This is a genomic window from Amycolatopsis sp. PSD-21 (genome assembly GCF_055561455.1).
Map to the genome: position 1 here is coordinate 3,436,864 of NZ_CM145712.1, position 18,466 is coordinate 3,455,329.

Below are 18,466 nucleotides of genomic sequence, written 5' to 3' on the forward strand. Positions count from 1 at the left end.
GCAGCGCACTCCCACCACCGCGCCCATGAGCCAGGAAGAGACCATCGAGTCCCTTGGCAAGTACGCGTTCGGCTGGGCGGACTCCGACGAGGCGGGCTCAACGGCCCGTCGCGGACTGAACGAGGACGTCGTCACCGACATCTCCTCGAAGAAGTCCGAGCCGGAGTGGATGCGCGAAGCGCGACTGAAGGCGCTCAAGCTCTTCGACTTGAAGCCGATGCCCAACTGGGGTGCGGACCTCTCCGGGATCGACTTCGACAACATCAAGTACTTCGTGCGGTCCACGGAGAAGCAGGCCACTTCCTGGGAAGACCTGCCCGAGGACATCAAGAACACGTACGACAAGCTGGGCATCCCCGAGGCGGAGAAGCAGCGCCTCGTCGCCGGTGTCGCCGCGCAGTACGAGTCCGAGGTCGTCTACCACCAGATCCGCGAGGACCTGGAGGCGCAGGGCGTCCTGTTCCTGGACACCGACACCGCGCTCAAGGAGCACCCGGAGATCTTCAAGGAGTACTTCGGCTCCGTGATCCCGGCCGGGGACAACAAGTTCTCCGCGCTGAACACCGCGGTGTGGTCCGGCGGTTCGTTCATCTACGTGCCCAAGGGCGTCAAGGTGGACATCCCGCTGCAGGCCTACTTCCGCATCAACACCGAGAACATGGGTCAGTTCGAGCGGACCCTGATCATCGTCGACGAAGACGCCTACGTGCACTACGTCGAGGGTTGCACCGCGCCGATCTACCAGTCCGACTCGCTGCACTCGGCGGTCGTGGAGATCATCGTGAAGAAGGGCGCCCGCTGCCGTTACACGACCATCCAGAACTGGTCGAACAACGTCTACAACCTGGTCACCAAGCGCGCCAAGTGCGAAGAGGGCGCGACCATGGAGTGGATCGACGGCAACATCGGCTCCAAGGTCACGATGAAGTACCCGTCCGTGTTCCTCATGGGCGAGCACGCCAAGGGCGAGGTCCTCTCGGTCGCGTTCGCGGGCGAGGGCCAGCACCAGGACGCCGGCGCGAAGATGGAGCACCTGGCGCCGCACACCTCCTCGACCATCGTGTCGAAGTCGGTGGCGCGCGGCGGTGGCCGCACCTCGTACCGCGGCCTGGTCAAGGTCGCGAAGCGGGCGCACCACTCGCGCTCCAGCGTCGTCTGTGACGCGCTGCTGGTCGACACGATCTCGCGGTCGGACACGTACCCGTACGTCGACATCCGCAACGACGAGGTCTCCATGGGCCACGAGGCGACCGTCTCGAAGGTCAGCGAAGACCAGATGTTCTACCTCATGTCGCGCGGTCTCGACGAGGCCGAGGCCATGGCGATGATCGTGCGCGGGTTCGTCGAGCCCATCGCGCGTGAGCTGCCGATGGAGTACGCGCTCGAGCTGAACCGCCTGATCGAGCTTCAGATGGAAGGGTCCGTCGGCTAGTCATGTCGGTTACCGAGAACAACGTTTCCGAAGCGATGCGCGAAGGGGTCGTCATCCCGGCGACCTCTCGCGCGGAGCGCTTCACCTCCTACGACGTCCAGGCCTTCGAGGTCCCGGGCGGCCGTGAGGAGAACTGGCGTTTCACTCCGATGAAGCGGCTGCGCGGCCTGCACGACGGGTCCGCCGCCGCTTCGGGTTCGGCCACTGTGGACGCCGACGCCGCGCCCGAACTGAAGATCGAGCAGGTCGGCCGGGACGACGAGCGCCTCGGCGCCGCCGGTGTCCCGAGCGACCGGATCGCCGCGCAGGCGTACTCCTCGTTCACCGAGGCCACCGTCATCACGGTGCCCAAGGAGACGAAGACCTCGAAGCCGTCCACGGTGAAGATCACCGGGCCCGGCGAGGGCAAGGTCGCCTACGGGCACGTGCAGGTGCGCGCCGAGCAGTTCTCCGAGGCCGTCATCGTCCTCGACCACGCCGGCTCCGGCACCTACGCCGACAACGTCGAGTTCGTCATCGGCGATTCGGCGAACGTGACCGTGGTCAGCGTCCAGGACTGGGCCGACGACGCGGTGCACGTCTCCGAGCAGCACCTCAAGCTCGGCCGCGACGCCACGCTCAAGCACATCGTCATCACCCTGGGCGGTGACCTCGTCCGCGTCTCGCCGACGGCGACCTTCGCCGACAAGGGCGGCGACGTCGAGATGCTCGGCCTGTACTTCGCGGACTCGGGCCAGCACCAGGAGCACCGTCTCTTCGTCGACCACGCGGTGCCGAACTGCAAGTCGCGGGTGATGTACAAGGGCGCGCTGCAGGGCGACGACGCGCACACCGTGTGGGTCGGCGACGTGCTGATCCGCGCCGCCGCCGAGGCCACCGACACCTACGAGCTCAACCGCAACCTGGTGCTGACGCCGGGTGCGCGGGCGGACTCGATCCCGAACCTGGAGATCGAGACCGGCGAGATCGAAGGCGCCGGACACGCGAGCGCGACGGGAAGGTTCGACGACGAGCAGTTGTTCTACCTCCAGTCGCGCGGAATCGGCGAAGACGCCGCGCGCCGACTGGTCGTACGCGGGTTCTTCCACGAGATCCTGGTCAAGATCGGCGTTCCCGAGGTGCGCGAGCGTCTCGAGGCCGCGATCGAAGCCGAACTCGAAGCCGTGGGCGCCTGAGCCCTCGTCCGTCCACATCAGACTTTTAGGAAAGAAATGCCTACGCTGGAAATCAAGGATCTGCACGCCTCGGTCACGACCGAGGAGGGCCCCAAGGAGATCCTCAAGGGCGTCAACCTGACCATCAAGTCGGGCGAGACCCACGCGATCATGGGCCCCAACGGTTCGGGCAAGTCCACGCTGTCCTACGCCATCGCCGGTCACCCCAAGTACGAAGTCACCTCCGGGCAGGTCCTGCTCGACGGTGAGGACGTGCTGGAGATGAGCGTCGACGAGCGCGCCCGCGCGGGCCTGTTCCTCGCCATGCAGTACCCGGTCGAGGTGCCGGGCGTGTCCATGTCCAACTTCCTCCGCACCGCGGCCACCGCGGTCCGTGGCGAGGCCCCCAAGCTGCGCCACTGGGTCAAGGAGGTCAAGGACGAGATGGGCAAGCTGGAGATCTCGTCCGAGTTCGCCGAGCGTTCGGTGAACGAGGGCTTCTCCGGCGGCGAGAAGAAGCGCCACGAGATCCTGCAGCTGGCGCTGCTCAAGCCGAAGATCGCCATCCTCGACGAGACCGACTCCGGCCTCGACGTCGACGCGCTGCGCGTCGTGTCCGAGGGCGTCAACGAGTTCAAGGCCAACAACGACGCCGGCGTCATGCTGATCACGCACTACACGCGGATCCTGCGGCACATCACACCCGACTTCGTGCACGTCTTCGCCGGCGGCAAGATCGTCGAGTCCGGCGGCCGTGAACTCGCGGACGAGCTCGAGGAGAACGGGTACGTCAAGTACACCGGCTCCGCCGAGACCGCCGCGGTCTGAGCTCGTACAGCCTGATCACTGAACTTCACGACTACACCGAGAGGAGTTGGCCCGATGACCACCACCACGGCTAACTCTGTACCGCTGGACGTAGCGGCCATCAGGGCCGACTTCCCGATCCTGACCCGCACGGTGCGGGACGGGAAACCCTTGGTGTATCTGGATTCCGGTGCGACGTCCCAGAAGCCGGTGCAGGTGCTCGAAGCCGAGCGCCGGTTCCTGGAGACCTCGAACGCCGCGGTGCACCGCGGCGCGCACCAGCTCGCCGAGGAGGCGACCGACGCCTACGAATCCGCCCGCGTGCGGATCGCGGAGTTCGTCGGCGCCTCCCCGCACGAGCTGGTGTTCACCAAGAACGCCACCGAGGGCATCAACCTCGTCGCCTACGCGATGAGCAACGCCGCCACGGCCGGTCCCGGGGCCGAGCGGTTCAAGATCGGTCCCGGCGACGAGATCGTCATCACCGAGATGGAGCACCACGCGAACCTGGTGCCCTGGCAGCAGCTCTGCCAGCGCACCGGCGCGACGCTGAAGTGGTTCTCCGTCACCGCGGACGGCCGCCTCGACCTGTCCAATGTGGACGAGCTGATCACCGAGCGGACCAAGGTGCTCGCGTTCACGCACCAGTCCAACGTGCTCGGCACGATCAACCCGGTCGAGTTCCTGGTGAAGAAGGCCCGCAAGGTCGGCGCGCTGGTCGTGCTGGACGCCTGCCAGTCGGTGCCCCACTTCCCGGTGGACCTGCACGCGCTGGACGTCGACTTCGCCGCTTTCGCCGGCCACAAGATGGTCGGCCCGTACGGCATCGGTGTCCTTTATGGACGGCGTGAGCTGCTCGAAGCGATGCCGCCGTTCCTGACCGGCGGCTCGATGATCGAGCTGGTCCGCATGGAGCAGACCACCTTCGCCGCGCCGCCGCAGCGGTTCGAGGCGGGCACCCCGATGACGTCGCAGGCCGTCGGTCTCGGCGCGGCCGCCGACTACCTGTCGGCGATCGGCATGGACCGCGTCGCCGCGCACGAGCACCTCCTCACCGAGGCGGCGCTCGCCGGGCTCGGCGAGATCCCGGGCGTGCGGATCATCGGCCCCACCGACATGACCGACCGCGGCGGGCTGGTGTCGTTCGTCATCGACGGCGTCCACCCGCACGACTCCGGTCAGGTGCTGGACAGCCTCGGTGTCGCCGTCCGCGTCGGGCACCACTGCGCGTGGCCGCTGCACCGGGCCTGCTCGGTGCCCGCGACCGTGCGAGCATCGTTCTACGTCTACAACACCCTGTCCGAAGTGGACGCGCTGGTGAACGGGGTGCGTGAGGCGCAGAAGTTCTTCGGGGTGGCGTGATGAACCTCGAAAGCATGTACCAGGAGATCATCCTGGACCACTACAAGAACCCGCACGGCCGCGGCCTGCGCGAGCCGTACGACGCCGAGTCGTTCCAGGTCAACCCGACCTGTGGCGACGAGGTGACGCTGCGGGTGAAGGTCGACGACGGGAAGGTCGCCGACGTCTCCTACGAGGGACAGGGCTGTTCGATCAGCCAGGCTTCCACGTCGGTCTTGACGGATCTCGTCGTCGGGCACACCGTGGAGGAGGCGTTCACCACCATGGACGCCTTCGTCGAGCTGATGCAGGGCAAAGGGCAGATCGAACCCGACGAGGACGTGCTGGAGGACGGCATCGCCTTCGCCGGCGTGGCCAAGTACCCGGCCCGCGTGAAATGCGCCCTGCTCGGGTGGATGGCGTTCAAGGACGCCGTCGCCCGCACGACCAACGGAGTTGAGACGGCATGACCGAACAGCAGACCGAAACCCGCGAGGGGCGCACGGCCGCCGACCTCGACGCCGAGACCGCCGCCGCCCCGGACGCCGCCGACGTGGCGAAGGTCGAGGACGTCGAAGAGGCGATGCGCGACGTCGTCGACCCGGAACTCGGCATCAACGTCGTCGACCTCGGGCTGGTCTACGACATCCGCGTCGAGGCGGACAACACCGCCACCATCGACATGACCCTGACCTCGGCGGCCTGCCCGCTGACCGACGTCATCGAGGACCAGACCGGTGCCGCGCTCGTCGGCGGGGGAACGGGACTGGTCAAGGACTTCCGGATCAACTGGGTCTGGATGCCGCCGTGGGGCCCGGAGAAGATCACCGACGACGGCCGCGAACAGCTGCGGGCGCTCGGCTTCACCGTCTGATTCCCGCTTTAGCGCGTGAAGGCCCCCTTCCCTCGGCTCAGCCGAGGGAAGGGGGCCTTCACGCGCTGTGGGGCGGTTCGTGTCTGGATGGACGACACGCGTGATTGCGTGGACGTCTCGTGGCGGGGCGTGTGTCGTCCATCCAGACACGCGTGTCGTCCGCCGGATCACGCGAGTCGTCCGGTCGAGCACGCGAAACCTCGTGTCGTGAAGGGCCCCTTTGAGACGTTGAACGTCTCAAAGGGGCCCTTCACGACGTGAGGGTCGGACCGCGCCGCAATAGGCTGCGGACATGATCATCCGGTCCATCGCGCTGTTCGCGCTCGCCGCGCTGCTGGAGATCGGCGGCGCCTGGCTGGTCTGGCAGGGCGTCCGGGAGCACCGCGGCTATCTCTGGATCGGCGCGGGAGTCGTCGCGCTGGGCCTCTACGGCTTCGTCGCGACCCTGCAGCCCGACGCGAACTTCGGCCGTATCCTCGCCGCGTACGGCGGAGTGTTCGTCGCGGGTTCGCTGGCGTGGGGGATGGTCGCCGACGGCTACCGGCCGGACCGCTACGACGTGATCGGCGCCTTGATCTGTCTCGCCGGGGTCGGAGTCATCATGTACGCGCCCCGAGGTTGAGCGAACGGCGCTAGTCTGCGCTGTGACTGAAACGGATTTCCCCGCTCCGCCCGCCGACAGACCCGGGCCGAAGCGAAGATTCTCGCCGCTGCTGTTCGTGATGATCCTGCTGGCGGTCGTCGGCGTGGGCACCGGGGGATACGGGTTCGTGACCCTGATGAACTATCGCATGGTGAGTGTTCCCAGCGGCGGGATGTTGCCCACGGTCCAGCCTGGGACGGTCGTGCTCTACCGCTGGACCCCGCTCGCCGAGATCCCTCGCGGCGCGGTCGTGCTCGTGGAGCTCTCCGCGTTCCCGGACGCGAGCCCCGGCGACGGTCAGATCGTCAAGCGGGTGATCGGTATCGGTGGTGATCAGGTCGTTTGCTGCACGAACGACAACCTGATCACCGTCAACGGGAAGCCGGTCAAGGAGCCGTACACCGACGACGAGAACGGGTACGGGCGCAAGGAGTACATGCCCTTCACTGTCCAGGTTCCGCCGGGCGCGGTGTTCGTCGCGGGGGATCAACGGAACAACTCCCGCGACTCGCGGCTCTACGTCGGCATGCCGGGCGACGGCGCCGTGCCGCTGTCGAAGGTGAACGGGGTCGTCGTCGGCATCGGGGGCACCCTGACCGCCGAGCCCTTCCCGCAGACCACCGCCTTCGTCGAGGCCGGCCTTCCCGGGGATCCCGTGTCCGACACCGGGTTCCGTGGCTCGCGGAACCTCATGTTCGCCGGCGCCGGGCTCGTGGTCCTCGGTGTCATCGGGACGATCGTGACCGTTGCCCGCTCCGCCGGAAAACGACGAAGAGCAGCCGCAATCCCACCAGCGCACTGACCACCAGCAGGTTGTAGCCGAACATCTGGTGCAGCGTGACCCCGTCCAGCACCTCCGGGCCGGTCGCGCTGCCCAGCAGCAGCACGGCCATCAGCCCGGTGGCCACCCCGACGAACGCCAGCAGGATCTCGTGCACCAGGCCGGTGACCACGTCGCGGTCGCGTTCGTCGGAGAACAGCCGGACGTTGACCGAAAGCCTGCCTTGCTCCAGCGCGTTGCCGATCCGGTCGACGCGGCGCGGCAGCCGTCGCAGCACGGGCAGGAGCGCCATCAATTCGTTGGTGGCCGTGGACCGTAGCGACTCCGGCCGCAACCCGGCACCCACCTGCTCGGCGGCGTAGGCGCGGGATTCGACGACGATGTTGAATCCCGGCGCCAGCGCGGCCAGCGTTCCCTCCAAAGTGGCCAGTGCACGGAACACCGCCGCGATCGGCGGGGGCACGCTGAGCCGGAAGTCGGCGATCACCCGGAACAGGTCGGTGAACATGTCGAGATCGGGTGCCTGCCCGTGGTTGAAATGCTTGGCCACCAGGGAACCCAGTGCCCGCTCCAGGCGACGCTCGTCGATCTCGTCCGGCTGGTCGACGATCTCCAGCAGGCCGTCGCGCAACGCGGCCGGGTCGCCGCGGTCGAGGGCGAGGATGAGGTTCTGCAGCCCGCCGCGCAGGCCGGAGTCGAGCCGTCCGACGGAGCCGAAGTCGAGCAGGCCGAGCCTGCCGTCGGTGAGCAGCAGGACGTTGCCGGGATGCGGGTCGGCGTGGAAGACGCCGCTGCCCATCACCTGGCCGAGCACGCATCGCAGCATGGAGCGAGCGAGGCCGGCCCGTTCCTCGGCCGGGACCTGCTCCCGCGCGGCGGCGAGCGGTTTGCCTTCGAGGCGTCGCATCACCAGTACCCGTTCGGTGGACAGTTCTTTGTGGACGGTCGGCAGGGCGACCTCGGTACCGGAGTAGGCCGCCGCGACCGCTTCTATGTTCCTGGCTTCGGTGCGGAAATCGAGCTCCTCGACGAGTGCGTCGGCGAATCCTTCGGCGAGGTCGACGACGCCGAGCGACCGCGCCCATTCCGCGCGTTGGTCCAGCGCGGCCGCCACGCGGCGGACGATGTCGAGGTCCCGGTCGACCAGTGCCTGCACGCCGGGGCGCTGCACCTTGACGACCACTTCCTGCCCGTCACGCAGCTTCGCCCGGTAGACCTGCGCGATCGACGCGGCCGCGATCGGTTCCGGGTCGAATTCGGCGAAGATCTCGTCGGGGTTTCCACCCAGCTCCTCCCGCAGCACCGTCGCGACCTCGTCGGCGTCGGCGAAGGCGACCTGGTCCTGGAGTTTGCTGAGCTCGTCGACGAACACCGGCGGGAGCAGATCGGACCGCGTCGAGAGCAGCTGGCCGAGTTTCACGAACGTCACGCCGCCCTCCTCCAGGGCGCGGCGCAGCGATCGCGCCAGTTTGGCGTGCCGGACCTGGGCGAGGCCGGGTTCGCGACGGCCGGTGAGGTACCGGCCGAGACCGTGCTTGATCGCGATCCGGGTGATCTGCGAGTAGCGCCGCGTCCGGGCCACGCGGCGCCGCACCGAGCGGATCCTGCCGATCAGGCCGAGCCCCGAACCGGACGGCAGCGCGAGTTCCGCCACGAACAGGAAGATCAGCGTCGCCAGGAAAGCGCCGCCCGCCACCGGGATGACCAGTCCGGCGAACGCGCCTCCCGCGTACATCGCCTGTGGGAACGCGCTGAGGATGCCGCCCGCGACGAGCCAGCCGAAACCGGCGGCGCAGAACGCGCGGATCACGCCGATCCGCACACCCAGCACGCGGCGGGCCGCGACCACGAGCGGCCACAGCATCAGCGCGTAGACGGGCAGGGTGAGCAGGCCGAGCAGCAGGTTCATGCCGAAGAGCACATCACGCGCGGTCCGCGCTGGATTCCCGCTCCGGCGGGACGGTGCTCACCCTTGCGAGGGAGCGGACCCCGAAGTTGTAGGTGGTGGTCGCCTCCCGGGGCGCGAACAGGACGCCGAGAACGGCGATCGCCGCCGCCGCGAGGAAACCGGCGCGAAGGTCGAGGAGATCACCGAGGAGACCGATGAGCGGCGCCCCGGCGGCCTGGCCGAGTGCCAGCGCCAGGAAGGCCACGCCGACCCCGAACGCGGGCGCCGTCGGGTAGGCCCTGGTGCCCCAGAGGATCAGGACGCCGGTCAGTCCGATGTAGACGGCTCCGAAGGCCGCGGCCGCGATGACGAGCGCGGGTAGCGAACGGGTGGCGAGGGCGAAGAGCACGGTGGCGGCCGCGAACAGGAGCATCCCCGCGGACCAGGCACGCCGCAGTCCCGCCCGCGAGGTCAGTTCGGCGGTGAACGCGCCAGCCAGGCCGACCGCGCCGAGCACGATCCACACCACCGTCGACGCGGTCTCGTCGAGCCCGCCGGCGCTCACGGCGATGTCCCGGCCGAACGTCCAGATCGCGGCGCTGGCCAGGCCGAGCGTCGCTGCGGCGGGCAGCAGCCGCCCGGTGGCGGGCGGGAACAGGGGCACCGGCAGCCCGCGTGCGCGGTCCTCCTTCACCGGCGGAACGACCCGGGCGATCCACAAGGTCACCAGCGCCGAGGCCGCGGCGAAGGCCCACCAGGCCATCCGCCAGTCACCGATGGCGAGCAGGGAGACCGGGCCGGAGATCAGCACGCCGAGCCCGGTCCCGGCGTTCACCACGGACTGGGCACGGTCACGGCGGGTGGCCCGGACGACGCGGGAGACCGCGTCGGCGAGGGAAGGGGAGGCCAGGCCGGTGCTGGCGCCGGCGAGGACGACACCGAGGGCGAGCACGCCGGCGTTCGGCGCGGACGCGATCAAGGCGGTTCCCGCGGTGGCCGCCGTCCCGGCGGCGAGCGCGCCCGCCCGCGCGCCCCAGCGGGTGGTGATGACGGTCGAGGCGACGACGGCGAGGCAGTACGCGACGTAACTTCCCGCCGCGATGGCGCCGAGAGCACTGCCGCCGAGGTCGAACTCCGTCCGGAGGGTCGGCGCGAAGAGGCCGTACGCGTACCTCGCGAGTCCGTAGGAGACCGCGATCAGCGACAAGCCGGCCGCGGTGAGGGTCAGCTCGCGTTTGTACGAAGAAACCATCAGCTCTCCTTCAGGTGTATACCGATCGGTATAGTTCACGAGTGTTCCCGCATTTCGTGCTCAGGTCAACCGATCGGTATACTCGGAGCCATGCTGACCCCAGCCGGCGAGCGTGTCCTGAGTGCCGCGAGTGAGCTCTTCTACCGAGAGGGCCTCAACGCGGTGGGTGTCGCGGCGGTGGCCGAAGCCGCCGGCGTCACGAAGAAGACCCTGTACGCGTGCTTCGGGTCGAAGACCGAGCTCACCGTCGCGTACTTGCGGCGTCGTCACGACGTCTGGTGGGCGTACCTCGAAGAGCGGCTGGCCGAAGCCGATCGTCCTCGGGCGCTGGTGGTCTTCGACGCCTACATCGAGCACCCGCGGCTCGGGAGTGACCGGGGTTGCGCGTTCCTCAACGCGGCCGCCGAACTGACCGCGGGGCATCCCGGCCTCGACGTGATCCGGCGGCACAAGGCGGCGGTCCGGGCCAAATTCGCCGAGCTCCTCCGCGAGGACGCCCCCGGTGCGGCCGATCCGGAACGGCTCGCGGAACAGCTCTTCCTCCTGCTCGAAGGCGCCGTCGCGCACACCGGCATCGACGGGGACGCGCACCGCGTCACGCTCGCGAGGGAGATCGCGGAGATACTCGTGAGGGATACGCACGAAGCCGGCACGCGCTAGAAAGAGCGCATGCGACTATTCGGCCCGCTCGTCGACCGGGCGACCTACCGCCGGTGGGTGTACTTCATCCTCGGCGGCGCGCTGAGCGTGCCGTACATCCTCTTCGCCGCCATCGTGGTGCCGTCGCTGCTTCCCCTCGTCGTGACGGTGGAACGCGGCCTCGTCATCGCGATGATCACCGTCGTCCTGGTGATGGTCGCGTCGTCGTTCATCCCCGCGGTCCGGGTGCTGGAGGGGGCGGCCGTGCGGGAACTCCTGGACGATCCCGTCCCCGGCGTGACGTTCGGGCCCGCGTCGAGCTGGCCCGTCCGGCTGCGGTCGACCGCGATGTTCCTGCTGCACGTGAGCACCGGCTGCGTCGTCAGCCTGGTGAGCCTGGTCGTCCCGGTCGCGTTCGGATTCACGATCGCGGCCCCGTTCACCGGCCGGATCGCACTGTCCACCGAGGACCCGATCGAGGTGCCGAAGGGCTGGGCGAGCGCGTGGATCCCCCTGGCGTTCCTGCTCGGCGTCGTCGTGCTCGCCTACGTCGTGTGGGGAGCGGGCGCGGTGCTGACCCGCTGCGCCAAGAGCCTGCTGGGGATCTCGGCCGCGGAGCGGATCGCCCAGCTGGAGAGGCGCACCGAACAACTCGCCGAACGCAACCGGCTCGCGCGCGAACTGCACGACTCGGTCGGGCACGCGCTGAGTGTCGTGACCATCCAGGCCGGGGCCGCGCGCCGGACACTGCGGTCGGATCCCGATTTCACCGAGCAGGCGCTCACCGCCATCGAGGACTCCGCCCGCGCCGCGCTGGACGACCTCGACCACGTGCTCGGGCTGCTGCGTGACGAGGCGTCGTCACGGACGCCGCAGTCGGGGCTGGCGGAGCTTCCGGCGCTGGTCGAAGCGACCCGGCTGGCGGGTGCCGAGGTGGCGGCGGAGGTGCGGGGCGAACCGGCCTCGGTGCCGCCGGTCGTCTCCCGCGAGGCGTACCGGATCCTGCAGGAATGCCTGACGAACGCGCTGCGGCACGCCGGTAAGGTTCCGGTGACGGTCCTCGTCGACGCCGGAACGGAGCTGTTGCGCTTGCGGGTGTCGAACCCGCTCGGCGCCGCGGAGCCGTCGCGCGACGGGGGCGGCCGGGGGCTGCGGGGAATGACGGAACGGGTGGAAGTGCTCGGGGGCACGATCACCGCGGGCCGGGCGGACGGATTCTGGAAGGTCGAGGTGGCGGTGCCATGGGGGAAACGGCGATGAGCATCAGGGTGCTGCTGGTCGACGACGAACAGCTCATCCGGGCGGGGCTGCGGGCGATCGTCGCCTCCGAACCCGACCTGGAGGTCGTTGGCGAAGCGTCCGACGGCGCCGAGGTGCCGGGGCTGGTCTCGCGGTTCCGGCCCGACGTCGTGCTGATGGACGTCCGGATGCCCTCGGTCGACGGGATCCGCGCGACCACGCATCTGATGTCCACTATGGACAGTCCGCCGAAGGTGATCGTGGTGACCACCTTCGAGAACGACGACTACGTGTACGACGCCCTGCTCGCCGGAGCGAGCGGCTTCCTGCTGAAGCGCGCCCGGCCCGAGGAGATCGTCGCGGCGATCCGGACGGTGGCGGCGGGGGAGTCGCTGCTGTTCCCGGCCGCGATCCGGCGGCTGGCCGCGCAGCAGGCGAACCGGGGCCCGCAGGACGGTCTCGCCGGCGCCGGGCTCACCGAACGCGAAAGCGAGGTGCTGCGGCTGATGGCGGGCGGGCTGTCCAATGTGGAGATCGCGGGCGAGCTGTACCTCGGTGTGCAGACGGTCAAGACGCACGTCGGGAACGTGCTCGCGAAGCTCGGCGCGCGGGACCGGACGCAAGCCGTGATCAAGGCCTACGACACCGGATTCGTCACGCCGGCGGGCTGAACGCGATAGGGTTCCGGAGTGGACACCAACGTCAATCGCCGTCGCCTGCTGGGGCTGGGCACGGTCGCCGCCGCGGGCGCGGTGCTCGGGTCGGCGCAAATCGCTCAGGCCGCCGAAGAGTCCGAATCAGACACTCCCGCCGCCGACGCTTCGGCTGCCGCGCGCCGGATTTCCGCGGTGTACGCCAGGGAAACCGCGAAGGCGGGCGGCACCTGGTCGTCCTACGTCAGCGTCGCGGATTCCGCCGGAAACCTGGTGCCCGCCGTGTCCGAGCGGGCGGACGAGGTCGTCGAGGCGTACAGCGTCAACAAGATCGCCGTCGCCACCGCGGTGCTCGACAAGATCGACCGCGGGCTGCTCACCCTGGACCAGCGCGTCGACGTCACGGCCGACATCGTCATCAAGGACACCGACGGCATCTTCGCCCTCGACGGCGCGTACCCGAGTTCGGTGACGCTCGGGCACGCGATGGCCGCGCTGCTGACGCTGTCCGACAACACGGCCGTCCGCCTGTGCGGGCTGGTCTGCCCCGCCGCCGAGCTCAATGAGATCCTGCGCGGCAAGGGATTCGTGCACACCCAGGTCGTTCCCGTGGCGAACCCGAACCGCTTCTTCCTCGGCAGGACGACGCCGGCCGAAACGCATACGCTGCTGCGGAAACTGGTCGGCGGGACGCTGCTTTCGGCGAAGTCCACCGAGTACCTGCTGAACATCCTGCGTTCGCTGAGCGCGTTCACCGACGGCGTGCGGCTCGGCCTGACCTCGGCCGAGCGGCTGCGGGTCGCCACGAAGGCGGGCTGGTTCAACGACGGCCGCAACGAGGCCGGGGTGATGTTCAGCGCGGACGGCAAGCCGGTCCTGACCTATTCGCTGTTCGCCTCCGGCGAGTTCGCGGGCGATCCGGCGGTGAACAAGGACGACTACGCCGCGACGCATCCGGCGTTGAAGGCGCGGGCGAAGCTCGGGAAGACGATGTTCCGTTCGGTCGAGAAGCTGACGGCGGCCACCGCCCGCACCTACGCGACCGCTCCGTATCGGGCGACCAACGGCGGCTGAAGGGGGCGGGGTCGGTGCTCATGTCGCGAAAGCCACTTTCGGGACATCAGACGTCGCGAAAGTGGCTTTCGCGACGTGCTGTGCCGGCACCGAGGCGACGTCGCATCACGATCGACCTCTGGAGCCACCCGCCGACGTTGCGAAAGCCACTTTCACAACGTTGAAGGTTGCGAAAGTGGCTTTCGCAACACGCCTTATCCCTCAACAGGCCACCATGAGTTCAGCTACTCCAGGGCGGCGAGGATCAGCGCGGCCATCGCGGCCGGATCCCCGTTTTCCGGGCGCAGCACCAGATCCGGGCTCTCCGGCTGCTCGTAGGGAGCGTCGACCCCGGTGAACCCGCTGATCTCGCCCGCCCTCGCCTTCGCGTACATCCCCTTGGGGTCGCGGTCTTCGCAGACTTCGAGCGGGGTGTCGACGAAGATTTCGAGGAACGGCAGCCCGGCCGCCTCGTGCGCGGCGCGGGCGAGTTCGCGGTCGGCCCGGTACGGGCTGATCAGGGAGACCACCGACACCACCCCGGCGTCGGCGAACAGCTTCGCGACCTCGGCGACGCGTCGGACGTTCTCGGCCCGGTCGGCGGGGCTGAAGCCGAGGTTCCCGTTCAGCCCGTGCCGGAGGTTGTCGCCGTCCAGCAGGTACGCGGGCCTGCCGGACGCGACCAGCCGCCGCTCCAGTTCCACGGCCACGCTCGACTTGCCCGACGCGGAAAGCCCGGTGAGCCAGACGGTGAGCCCGCGGGTCGCCCGTTCCGCCCTGCTGACCGCTGCGGTGTGCCAGACGACGTTCGACGCGGTCACGCTCGGACCGGTGATCATCCCCGCCGCGACCGTCGCCCCGGAGTGCTCGTCGATGAGGAGGAAGCCGCCGGTGGAGCGGTTGCGGCGGTAGGAATCGAACAGCAGCGGTTGCCGGGCGCGCAGCCGGATCCGGCCGATTTCGTTGAGGGACAACGACTTCGCGGTCTCGTCACGGTGCAGGGTGGTGACGTCGAGCCGGTAGTCCAGCGCGCGGATCTCGGCTTTGGTCTCCCTGGTGGTGTGCCGCACGAGGAAGGTGTTCCCCGCTTTCAAAGCTCCTTGTTCGGAGAACCAGCACACCATCGCGTCGACGTCCCGGCTGGTGTGGGGCCGGTTGCCCGGGCGGCAGATCAGGTCACCGCGGCCGAGGTCGAGGTCGTCTTCGAGCTCGATCGTGACGGCCCGCGAGGCGAAGGCTTCGCTGACCGTGGTGCCACCCGGGCCCCAGATCGCGCGCACCGTCGTGGTGAAGCCGGACGGCAGTACGGCGACCTCGTCGCCGGGTTTGAACACCCCACCCGCGACGGTGCCCGCATAGCCGCGGAAGTCGCGGCTGTGCTCGCGGATCACGTACTGCACGGGGAATCGCGCGTCGATGAGGTTGCGATCCGAGGCGACGTGCACCTGTTCGAGGTGGTGCAGCAGGGAAGTCCCTTCGTACCAAGGCATACTGGCACCGCGGTGCACGACGTTGTCACCGTGCAGCGCCGACATGGGCACGAAGGTGAGGTCGTGCACCTGGAGTTTCATGGCGAAGCGGCGGAACTCCTCGCGGATCTCCTCGAAGCGCTCCCGCGACCAGCCGACCAGGTCCATCTTGTTAACGCACAGCACCAGATGCGGGATCCCCAGCAGGCTGGCCAGGAACGCGTGCCGGCGCGACTGTTCGAGCACGCCTTTGCGGGCGTCGATCAGGATCAGCGCCAGATCCGCGGTGGACGCCCCGGTGACCATGTTCCGGGTGTACTGCACGTGTCCCGGTGTGTCGGCGATGATGAACTTCCGCCGGGGCGTGGCGAAGTAGCGGTGGGCGACGTCGATGGTGATGCCTTGTTCGCGTTCCGCGCGGAGACCGTCGGTCAGCAGCGCGAGGTTCGGGTACGCCTCGCCGCGGTCGCGGCCGGCACGTTCGATAGCTTCGAGCTGGTCGGTGAACACCGTCTTCGAGTCGAACAGCAGACGGCCGATCAGGGTCGACTTCCCGTCGTCGACACTGCCCGCGGTCGCGAGGCGGACCAGCGAAGCGCTCATCAGAAGTAGCCTTCCTTCTTCCGGTCTTCCATACCCGCCTCGGAGATCCGGTCGTCGGCGCGGGTGGCGCCGCGTTCGGTGAGCCTGCTGACCGCCACCTCGGCGACCACCTCACCCGGCGACGTCGCCGTCGACTCGACACAGCCGGTGCAGGTCGCGTCGCCGACGGTGCGGAAGCGGACCGTTGCCTCGTAAGGGCTTTCGCCTTCGTTCAGGGTGAGGAACCGGGTGTGCGCGAGCAGCATGCCGTCCCGCTGAACGACCGCGCGCCGGTGCGAGTAGTAGATCGACGGCAGGTCGATGTCGTCGGCTTCGATGTACTGCCAGATGTCGAGTTCGGTCCAGTTCGACAGCGGGAAGACGCGGATGTGCTCGCCCTTGCGGTGCCTGCCGTTGTAGAGGTCCCAGAGCTCCGGCCGCTGATTGCGCGGGTCCCATTGGCCGAACTCGTCGCGGAAGCTGAACACGCGCTCCTTCGCGCGGGCCTTCTCCTCGTCGCGCCGCGCTCCGCCGAACACGGCGTCGAAGGAATGCTCGCGGATCCCGCGGAGCAGGGCGGCGGTCTGGAGACGGTTGCGGCCGGCCTTCGGGTCTTCGACGACCCGGCCCGCGTCGATGTCGTCCTGGACGCTGGAGACGACGAGCCGGAGCCCGTACGTGTCGACGGTGCGATCACGGAACTCGATGACCTCGTCGAAGTTGTGCCCGGTGTCGACGTGCATCACCGGGAACGGCGGCGGCGACGGCCAGAACGCCTTGGCCGCCACGTGGAGCATCACCATCGAGTCCTTGCCGCCGGAGAACAGCAGGACCGGCCGTTCGAAGGTCGCCGCGACCTCGCGGAAGATGTGCACGGCTTCGGCTTCCAGTGCTTCGAGGTGGGTGAGCTCGTATGCCGGGGACGCCATCGTGACCTCCGTGGTTCGAGATCAGAAAAGTAGAACAAGTTCTTGTGCTAGGTCAAGGGCTGGGGGACGCTGTCGGCATGGACCTGGTCGCGCTCGAAGAGATCCGTCGCCTCAAAGCCCGCTACCTCCGCTGCCTCGACCTCAAGCTGTGGGACGAGATGGCCGAGACCCTGACCGCCGACGCGCACGCGCGCTATGGCACGCCGTCGTACGGCAAACCGCTGACCTTCGACAGCCGTGAAGCGATCGTCGAGTTCTTTCGGAACGCGGTCGGCCCCGGCGTCACGACGGTGCACTTCGCCGGGCAGCCGGAGATCGACGTCGACGGCGACACCGCGACGGGCACCTGGCTGATGCGGGACAAGGTGATCGTGCCCGAGCACCGGGTGGTGATCGAGGGCGCGGCGTACTACGAGGACACCTACCGGCGGGTGGACGGCGTGTGGCTGACCGCCTCGACCCAGTACGACCGGCTGTACGAAACGATGATGTCGATGGACGACGTGCCGAGCCTGAAGCTCACCGCGAACCGGTGGGCTTCCTGACGTGCAAACCCGGAACATGCGTGCTTGAAGCCGTAACTCGCGTGATTGAAGCCGTAACTCGCGTGATTGAAGCCGGAAGACAGTCCCGATCCCGGCTCGGGTGTGTTACGCCTCCAAGCACGCGTGTTACGCCTCTGATCACGCGTGTCTCGTGCCTGAGCACGCGGTCTGCGCATTTGGTCCTCTGGATGCGGTAGTTGCACGCGCAAGGACCGCATTCAGAGGACTAAACGCGGGGGTCGCGGCCGCCGGATTCGGCGGTGACGGCGTCGGCGGTGGCGACCAGCGCCGCGCCCCGCCGCGCGATCTCCGCGCCGGTGATCGGTTCGCCGACCGAAAGCGTGAGCACGAGCTCTTGCCGTCCCGAAGCGTCGAACGTCGGCGCGGCGAGCAGGCTCACCGCGTGCTTGCGACGCGGTTCCAGATCGGCCCCGAGGTAGACGCGCTCGCCGAGGCTCGACACGAGCTCTCCCACCAGGCCCCGCACCTCCGGCGGGAGTTCCTCCGCGCCGACGCCCGCCATGAGCGCGTAGAGCCGACGGCCCGCGGAAGTCAGGCTCTCGACCAGGTAACCGTGCTCCCGGCATTCGGCGACGACGCGGCGAAGGTGTGCTTCGTCCAGCCTCACCGGAACCGCCGGCGGTTTGGCGAGCCACGCGTCGAACGCCGCGTCGGAATCCCACAGCACGTACATCAGGCCCACCGGCGGCGCGAACGGGTAGGTCTCGCCCAGTTTGATCCGGCCGGGGCCGGCGCTCTGCAGCATCAGGATCCGGTCGCCTACCACGGCCGACGCCGTGCACGTGGCGCCGTATCGCCTGCTCAGCTCCTCCAGATGACGGCGCGCGACCTCGCTCGCGCCGAAACCTTCGCTCGCGACGCGGCCGGCGGCGACCATCGCCGGGCCGAGCCGGTACGTGACCGGCTGAGGGTCCCGGACCAGGTAGCCGCCCGCCGCCAGTTCGGTGACGATGCCGAGACAGGTCGGCTTGGCCAGGTCCAGCTCGCGGGCGAGTTCCGAGAGGCCGAAGCGACGGCCTGGGTGCGCGGCGAAGAAGTCGAGCAGCCGCACGACTCGCTCGGTGGGCGGTGAGCGCCGGGTCATTGACCCATCCTTAGAACGCGTTCTAGTCTGATGGCACGAAGAACGTACCAAGCCGGTACGTATTTGTACCAGTATGGGGA

At 68.7% G+C, this 18,466-nt stretch carries 18 protein-coding genes; 13 read left to right on the plus strand and 5 right to left on the minus strand.

The features are described from left to right. Nucleotides 1-25: 25 nt before the first annotated feature. The 8 genes from sufB to lepB all read left to right on the plus strand — a co-directional run bounded on the left by sufB (nt 26) and on the right by lepB (nt 7,053). Nucleotides 26-1,432, plus strand: a complete 1,407-nt coding sequence (gene sufB / locus ACZ1DY_RS16650) for a Fe-S cluster assembly protein SufB (protein ID WP_435832241.1) — start codon at nt 26-28, stop codon at nt 1,430-1,432. Nucleotides 1,433-1,434: 2 nt separating this feature from the next. Beyond that, nucleotides 1,435-2,607, plus strand: coding sequence for a Fe-S cluster assembly protein SufD (gene sufD, locus ACZ1DY_RS16655; protein WP_257487706.1), 1,173 nt, complete (start codon nt 1,435-1,437; stop codon nt 2,605-2,607). A 36-nt stretch (nt 2,608-2,643) separates the two neighbouring features. Beyond that, nucleotides 2,644-3,414: a Fe-S cluster assembly ATPase SufC gene (gene sufC / locus ACZ1DY_RS16660; protein WP_063276055.1), complete on the plus strand. Its 771-nt coding sequence runs from the start codon at nt 2,644-2,646 to the stop codon at nt 3,412-3,414. A 54-nt stretch (nt 3,415-3,468) separates the two neighbouring features. Beyond that, nucleotides 3,469-4,755 carry a cysteine desulfurase gene (locus ACZ1DY_RS16665; RefSeq protein ID WP_126731803.1) on the plus strand — a complete coding sequence of 429 codons (1,287 nt, stop codon included), beginning with the start codon at nt 3,469-3,471 and terminating at the stop codon, nt 4,753-4,755. After that, nucleotides 4,755-5,204 carry a Fe-S cluster assembly sulfur transfer protein SufU gene (sufU, locus tag ACZ1DY_RS16670; protein WP_038515493.1) on the plus strand — a complete coding sequence of 150 codons (450 nt, stop codon included), beginning with the start codon at nt 4,755-4,757 and terminating at the stop codon, nt 5,202-5,204. The genes ACZ1DY_RS16665 and sufU overlap by 1 nt, the downstream gene beginning before the upstream one ends. Beyond that, nucleotides 5,201-5,608 carry a metal-sulfur cluster assembly factor gene (locus ACZ1DY_RS16675; RefSeq protein ID WP_034311811.1) on the plus strand — a complete coding sequence of 136 codons (408 nt, stop codon included), beginning with the start codon at nt 5,201-5,203 and terminating at the stop codon, nt 5,606-5,608. Before sufU ends, ACZ1DY_RS16675 begins: the two co-directional genes overlap by 4 nt. A 292-nt stretch (nt 5,609-5,900) precedes the next feature. Beyond that, nucleotides 5,901-6,230, plus strand: a complete 330-nt coding sequence (locus ACZ1DY_RS16680) for a YnfA family protein (protein ID WP_126731805.1) — start codon at nt 5,901-5,903, stop codon at nt 6,228-6,230. A 22-nt stretch (nt 6,231-6,252) separates the two neighbouring features. Next, the gene (gene lepB / locus ACZ1DY_RS16685; protein ID WP_465484871.1) at nt 6,253-7,053 is read left to right on the plus strand and encodes a signal peptidase I; all 801 of its coding nucleotides are present in this window, start codon (nt 6,253-6,255) and stop codon (nt 7,051-7,053) included. Here lepB and ACZ1DY_RS16690 read toward each other — a convergent pair. Beyond that, nucleotides 6,977-8,941: an ABC1 kinase family protein gene (locus ACZ1DY_RS16690; protein ID WP_465484872.1), complete on the minus strand. Its 1,965-nt coding sequence runs from the start codon at nt 8,939-8,941 to the stop codon at nt 6,977-6,979. The genes lepB and ACZ1DY_RS16690 overlap by 77 nt on opposite strands. 13 nt (nt 8,942-8,954) lie before the next feature. Then, nucleotides 8,955-10,172: an MFS transporter gene (locus ACZ1DY_RS16695; RefSeq protein ID WP_465484873.1), complete on the minus strand. Its 1,218-nt coding sequence runs from the start codon at nt 10,170-10,172 to the stop codon at nt 8,955-8,957. A gap of 90 nt (nt 10,173-10,262) precedes the next feature. Here ACZ1DY_RS16695 and ACZ1DY_RS16700 point away from each other — a divergent pair, with 90 nt between their 5' ends. Genes ACZ1DY_RS16700 through ACZ1DY_RS16715 form a run of 4 tightly spaced genes read left to right on the plus strand, consistent with a single transcriptional unit; the run spans nt 10,263 to nt 13,777 of the window. Beyond that, nucleotides 10,263-10,832 carry a TetR/AcrR family transcriptional regulator gene (locus tag ACZ1DY_RS16700; protein ID WP_126731811.1) on the plus strand — a complete coding sequence of 190 codons (570 nt, stop codon included), beginning with the start codon at nt 10,263-10,265 and terminating at the stop codon, nt 10,830-10,832. 9 nt (nt 10,833-10,841) lie between these two features. Further along, nucleotides 10,842-12,071 (plus strand): sensor histidine kinase, encoded by a 1,230-nt coding sequence (locus tag ACZ1DY_RS16705; protein WP_465484874.1) that lies wholly within the window; start codon nt 10,842-10,844, stop codon nt 12,069-12,071. After that, nucleotides 12,068-12,721 carry a response regulator gene (locus ACZ1DY_RS16710; protein ID WP_465484875.1) on the plus strand — a complete coding sequence of 218 codons (654 nt, stop codon included), beginning with the start codon at nt 12,068-12,070 and terminating at the stop codon, nt 12,719-12,721. Before ACZ1DY_RS16705 ends, ACZ1DY_RS16710 begins: the two co-directional genes overlap by 4 nt. An 18-nt stretch (nt 12,722-12,739) precedes the next feature. After that, nucleotides 12,740-13,777 (plus strand): serine hydrolase, encoded by a 1,038-nt coding sequence (locus ACZ1DY_RS16715; protein WP_257487701.1) that lies wholly within the window; start codon nt 12,740-12,742, stop codon nt 13,775-13,777. A gap of 224 nt (nt 13,778-14,001) precedes the next feature. On the opposite strand, the gene cysC is transcribed toward ACZ1DY_RS16715, so the two are convergent. Next, the gene (gene cysC, locus ACZ1DY_RS16720; protein ID WP_465484876.1) at nt 14,002-15,828 is read right to left on the minus strand and encodes an adenylyl-sulfate kinase; all 1,827 of its coding nucleotides are present in this window, start codon (nt 15,826-15,828) and stop codon (nt 14,002-14,004) included. Then, nucleotides 15,828-16,736 (minus strand): sulfate adenylyltransferase subunit CysD, encoded by a 909-nt coding sequence (cysD, locus tag ACZ1DY_RS16725; RefSeq protein ID WP_465484877.1) that lies wholly within the window; start codon nt 16,734-16,736, stop codon nt 15,828-15,830. The genes cysC and cysD overlap by 1 nt, the downstream gene beginning before the upstream one ends. A 77-nt stretch (nt 16,737-16,813) precedes the next feature. Between cysD and ACZ1DY_RS16730 the strand changes: the two genes are divergently transcribed. Next, on the plus strand, nt 16,814-17,281 hold the full coding sequence (locus ACZ1DY_RS16730; RefSeq protein WP_465484878.1) for a nuclear transport factor 2 family protein: 468 nt from the start codon (nt 16,814-16,816) through the stop codon (nt 17,279-17,281). Between the two features lie 226 nt (nt 17,282-17,507). On the opposite strand, the gene ACZ1DY_RS16735 is transcribed toward ACZ1DY_RS16730, so the two are convergent. Then, entirely contained in the window at nt 17,508-18,386 is an 879-nt protein-coding gene (locus ACZ1DY_RS16735) for an IclR family transcriptional regulator (RefSeq protein ID WP_465484879.1), read from the minus strand. Nucleotides 18,387-18,466: the final 80 nt, after the last annotated feature.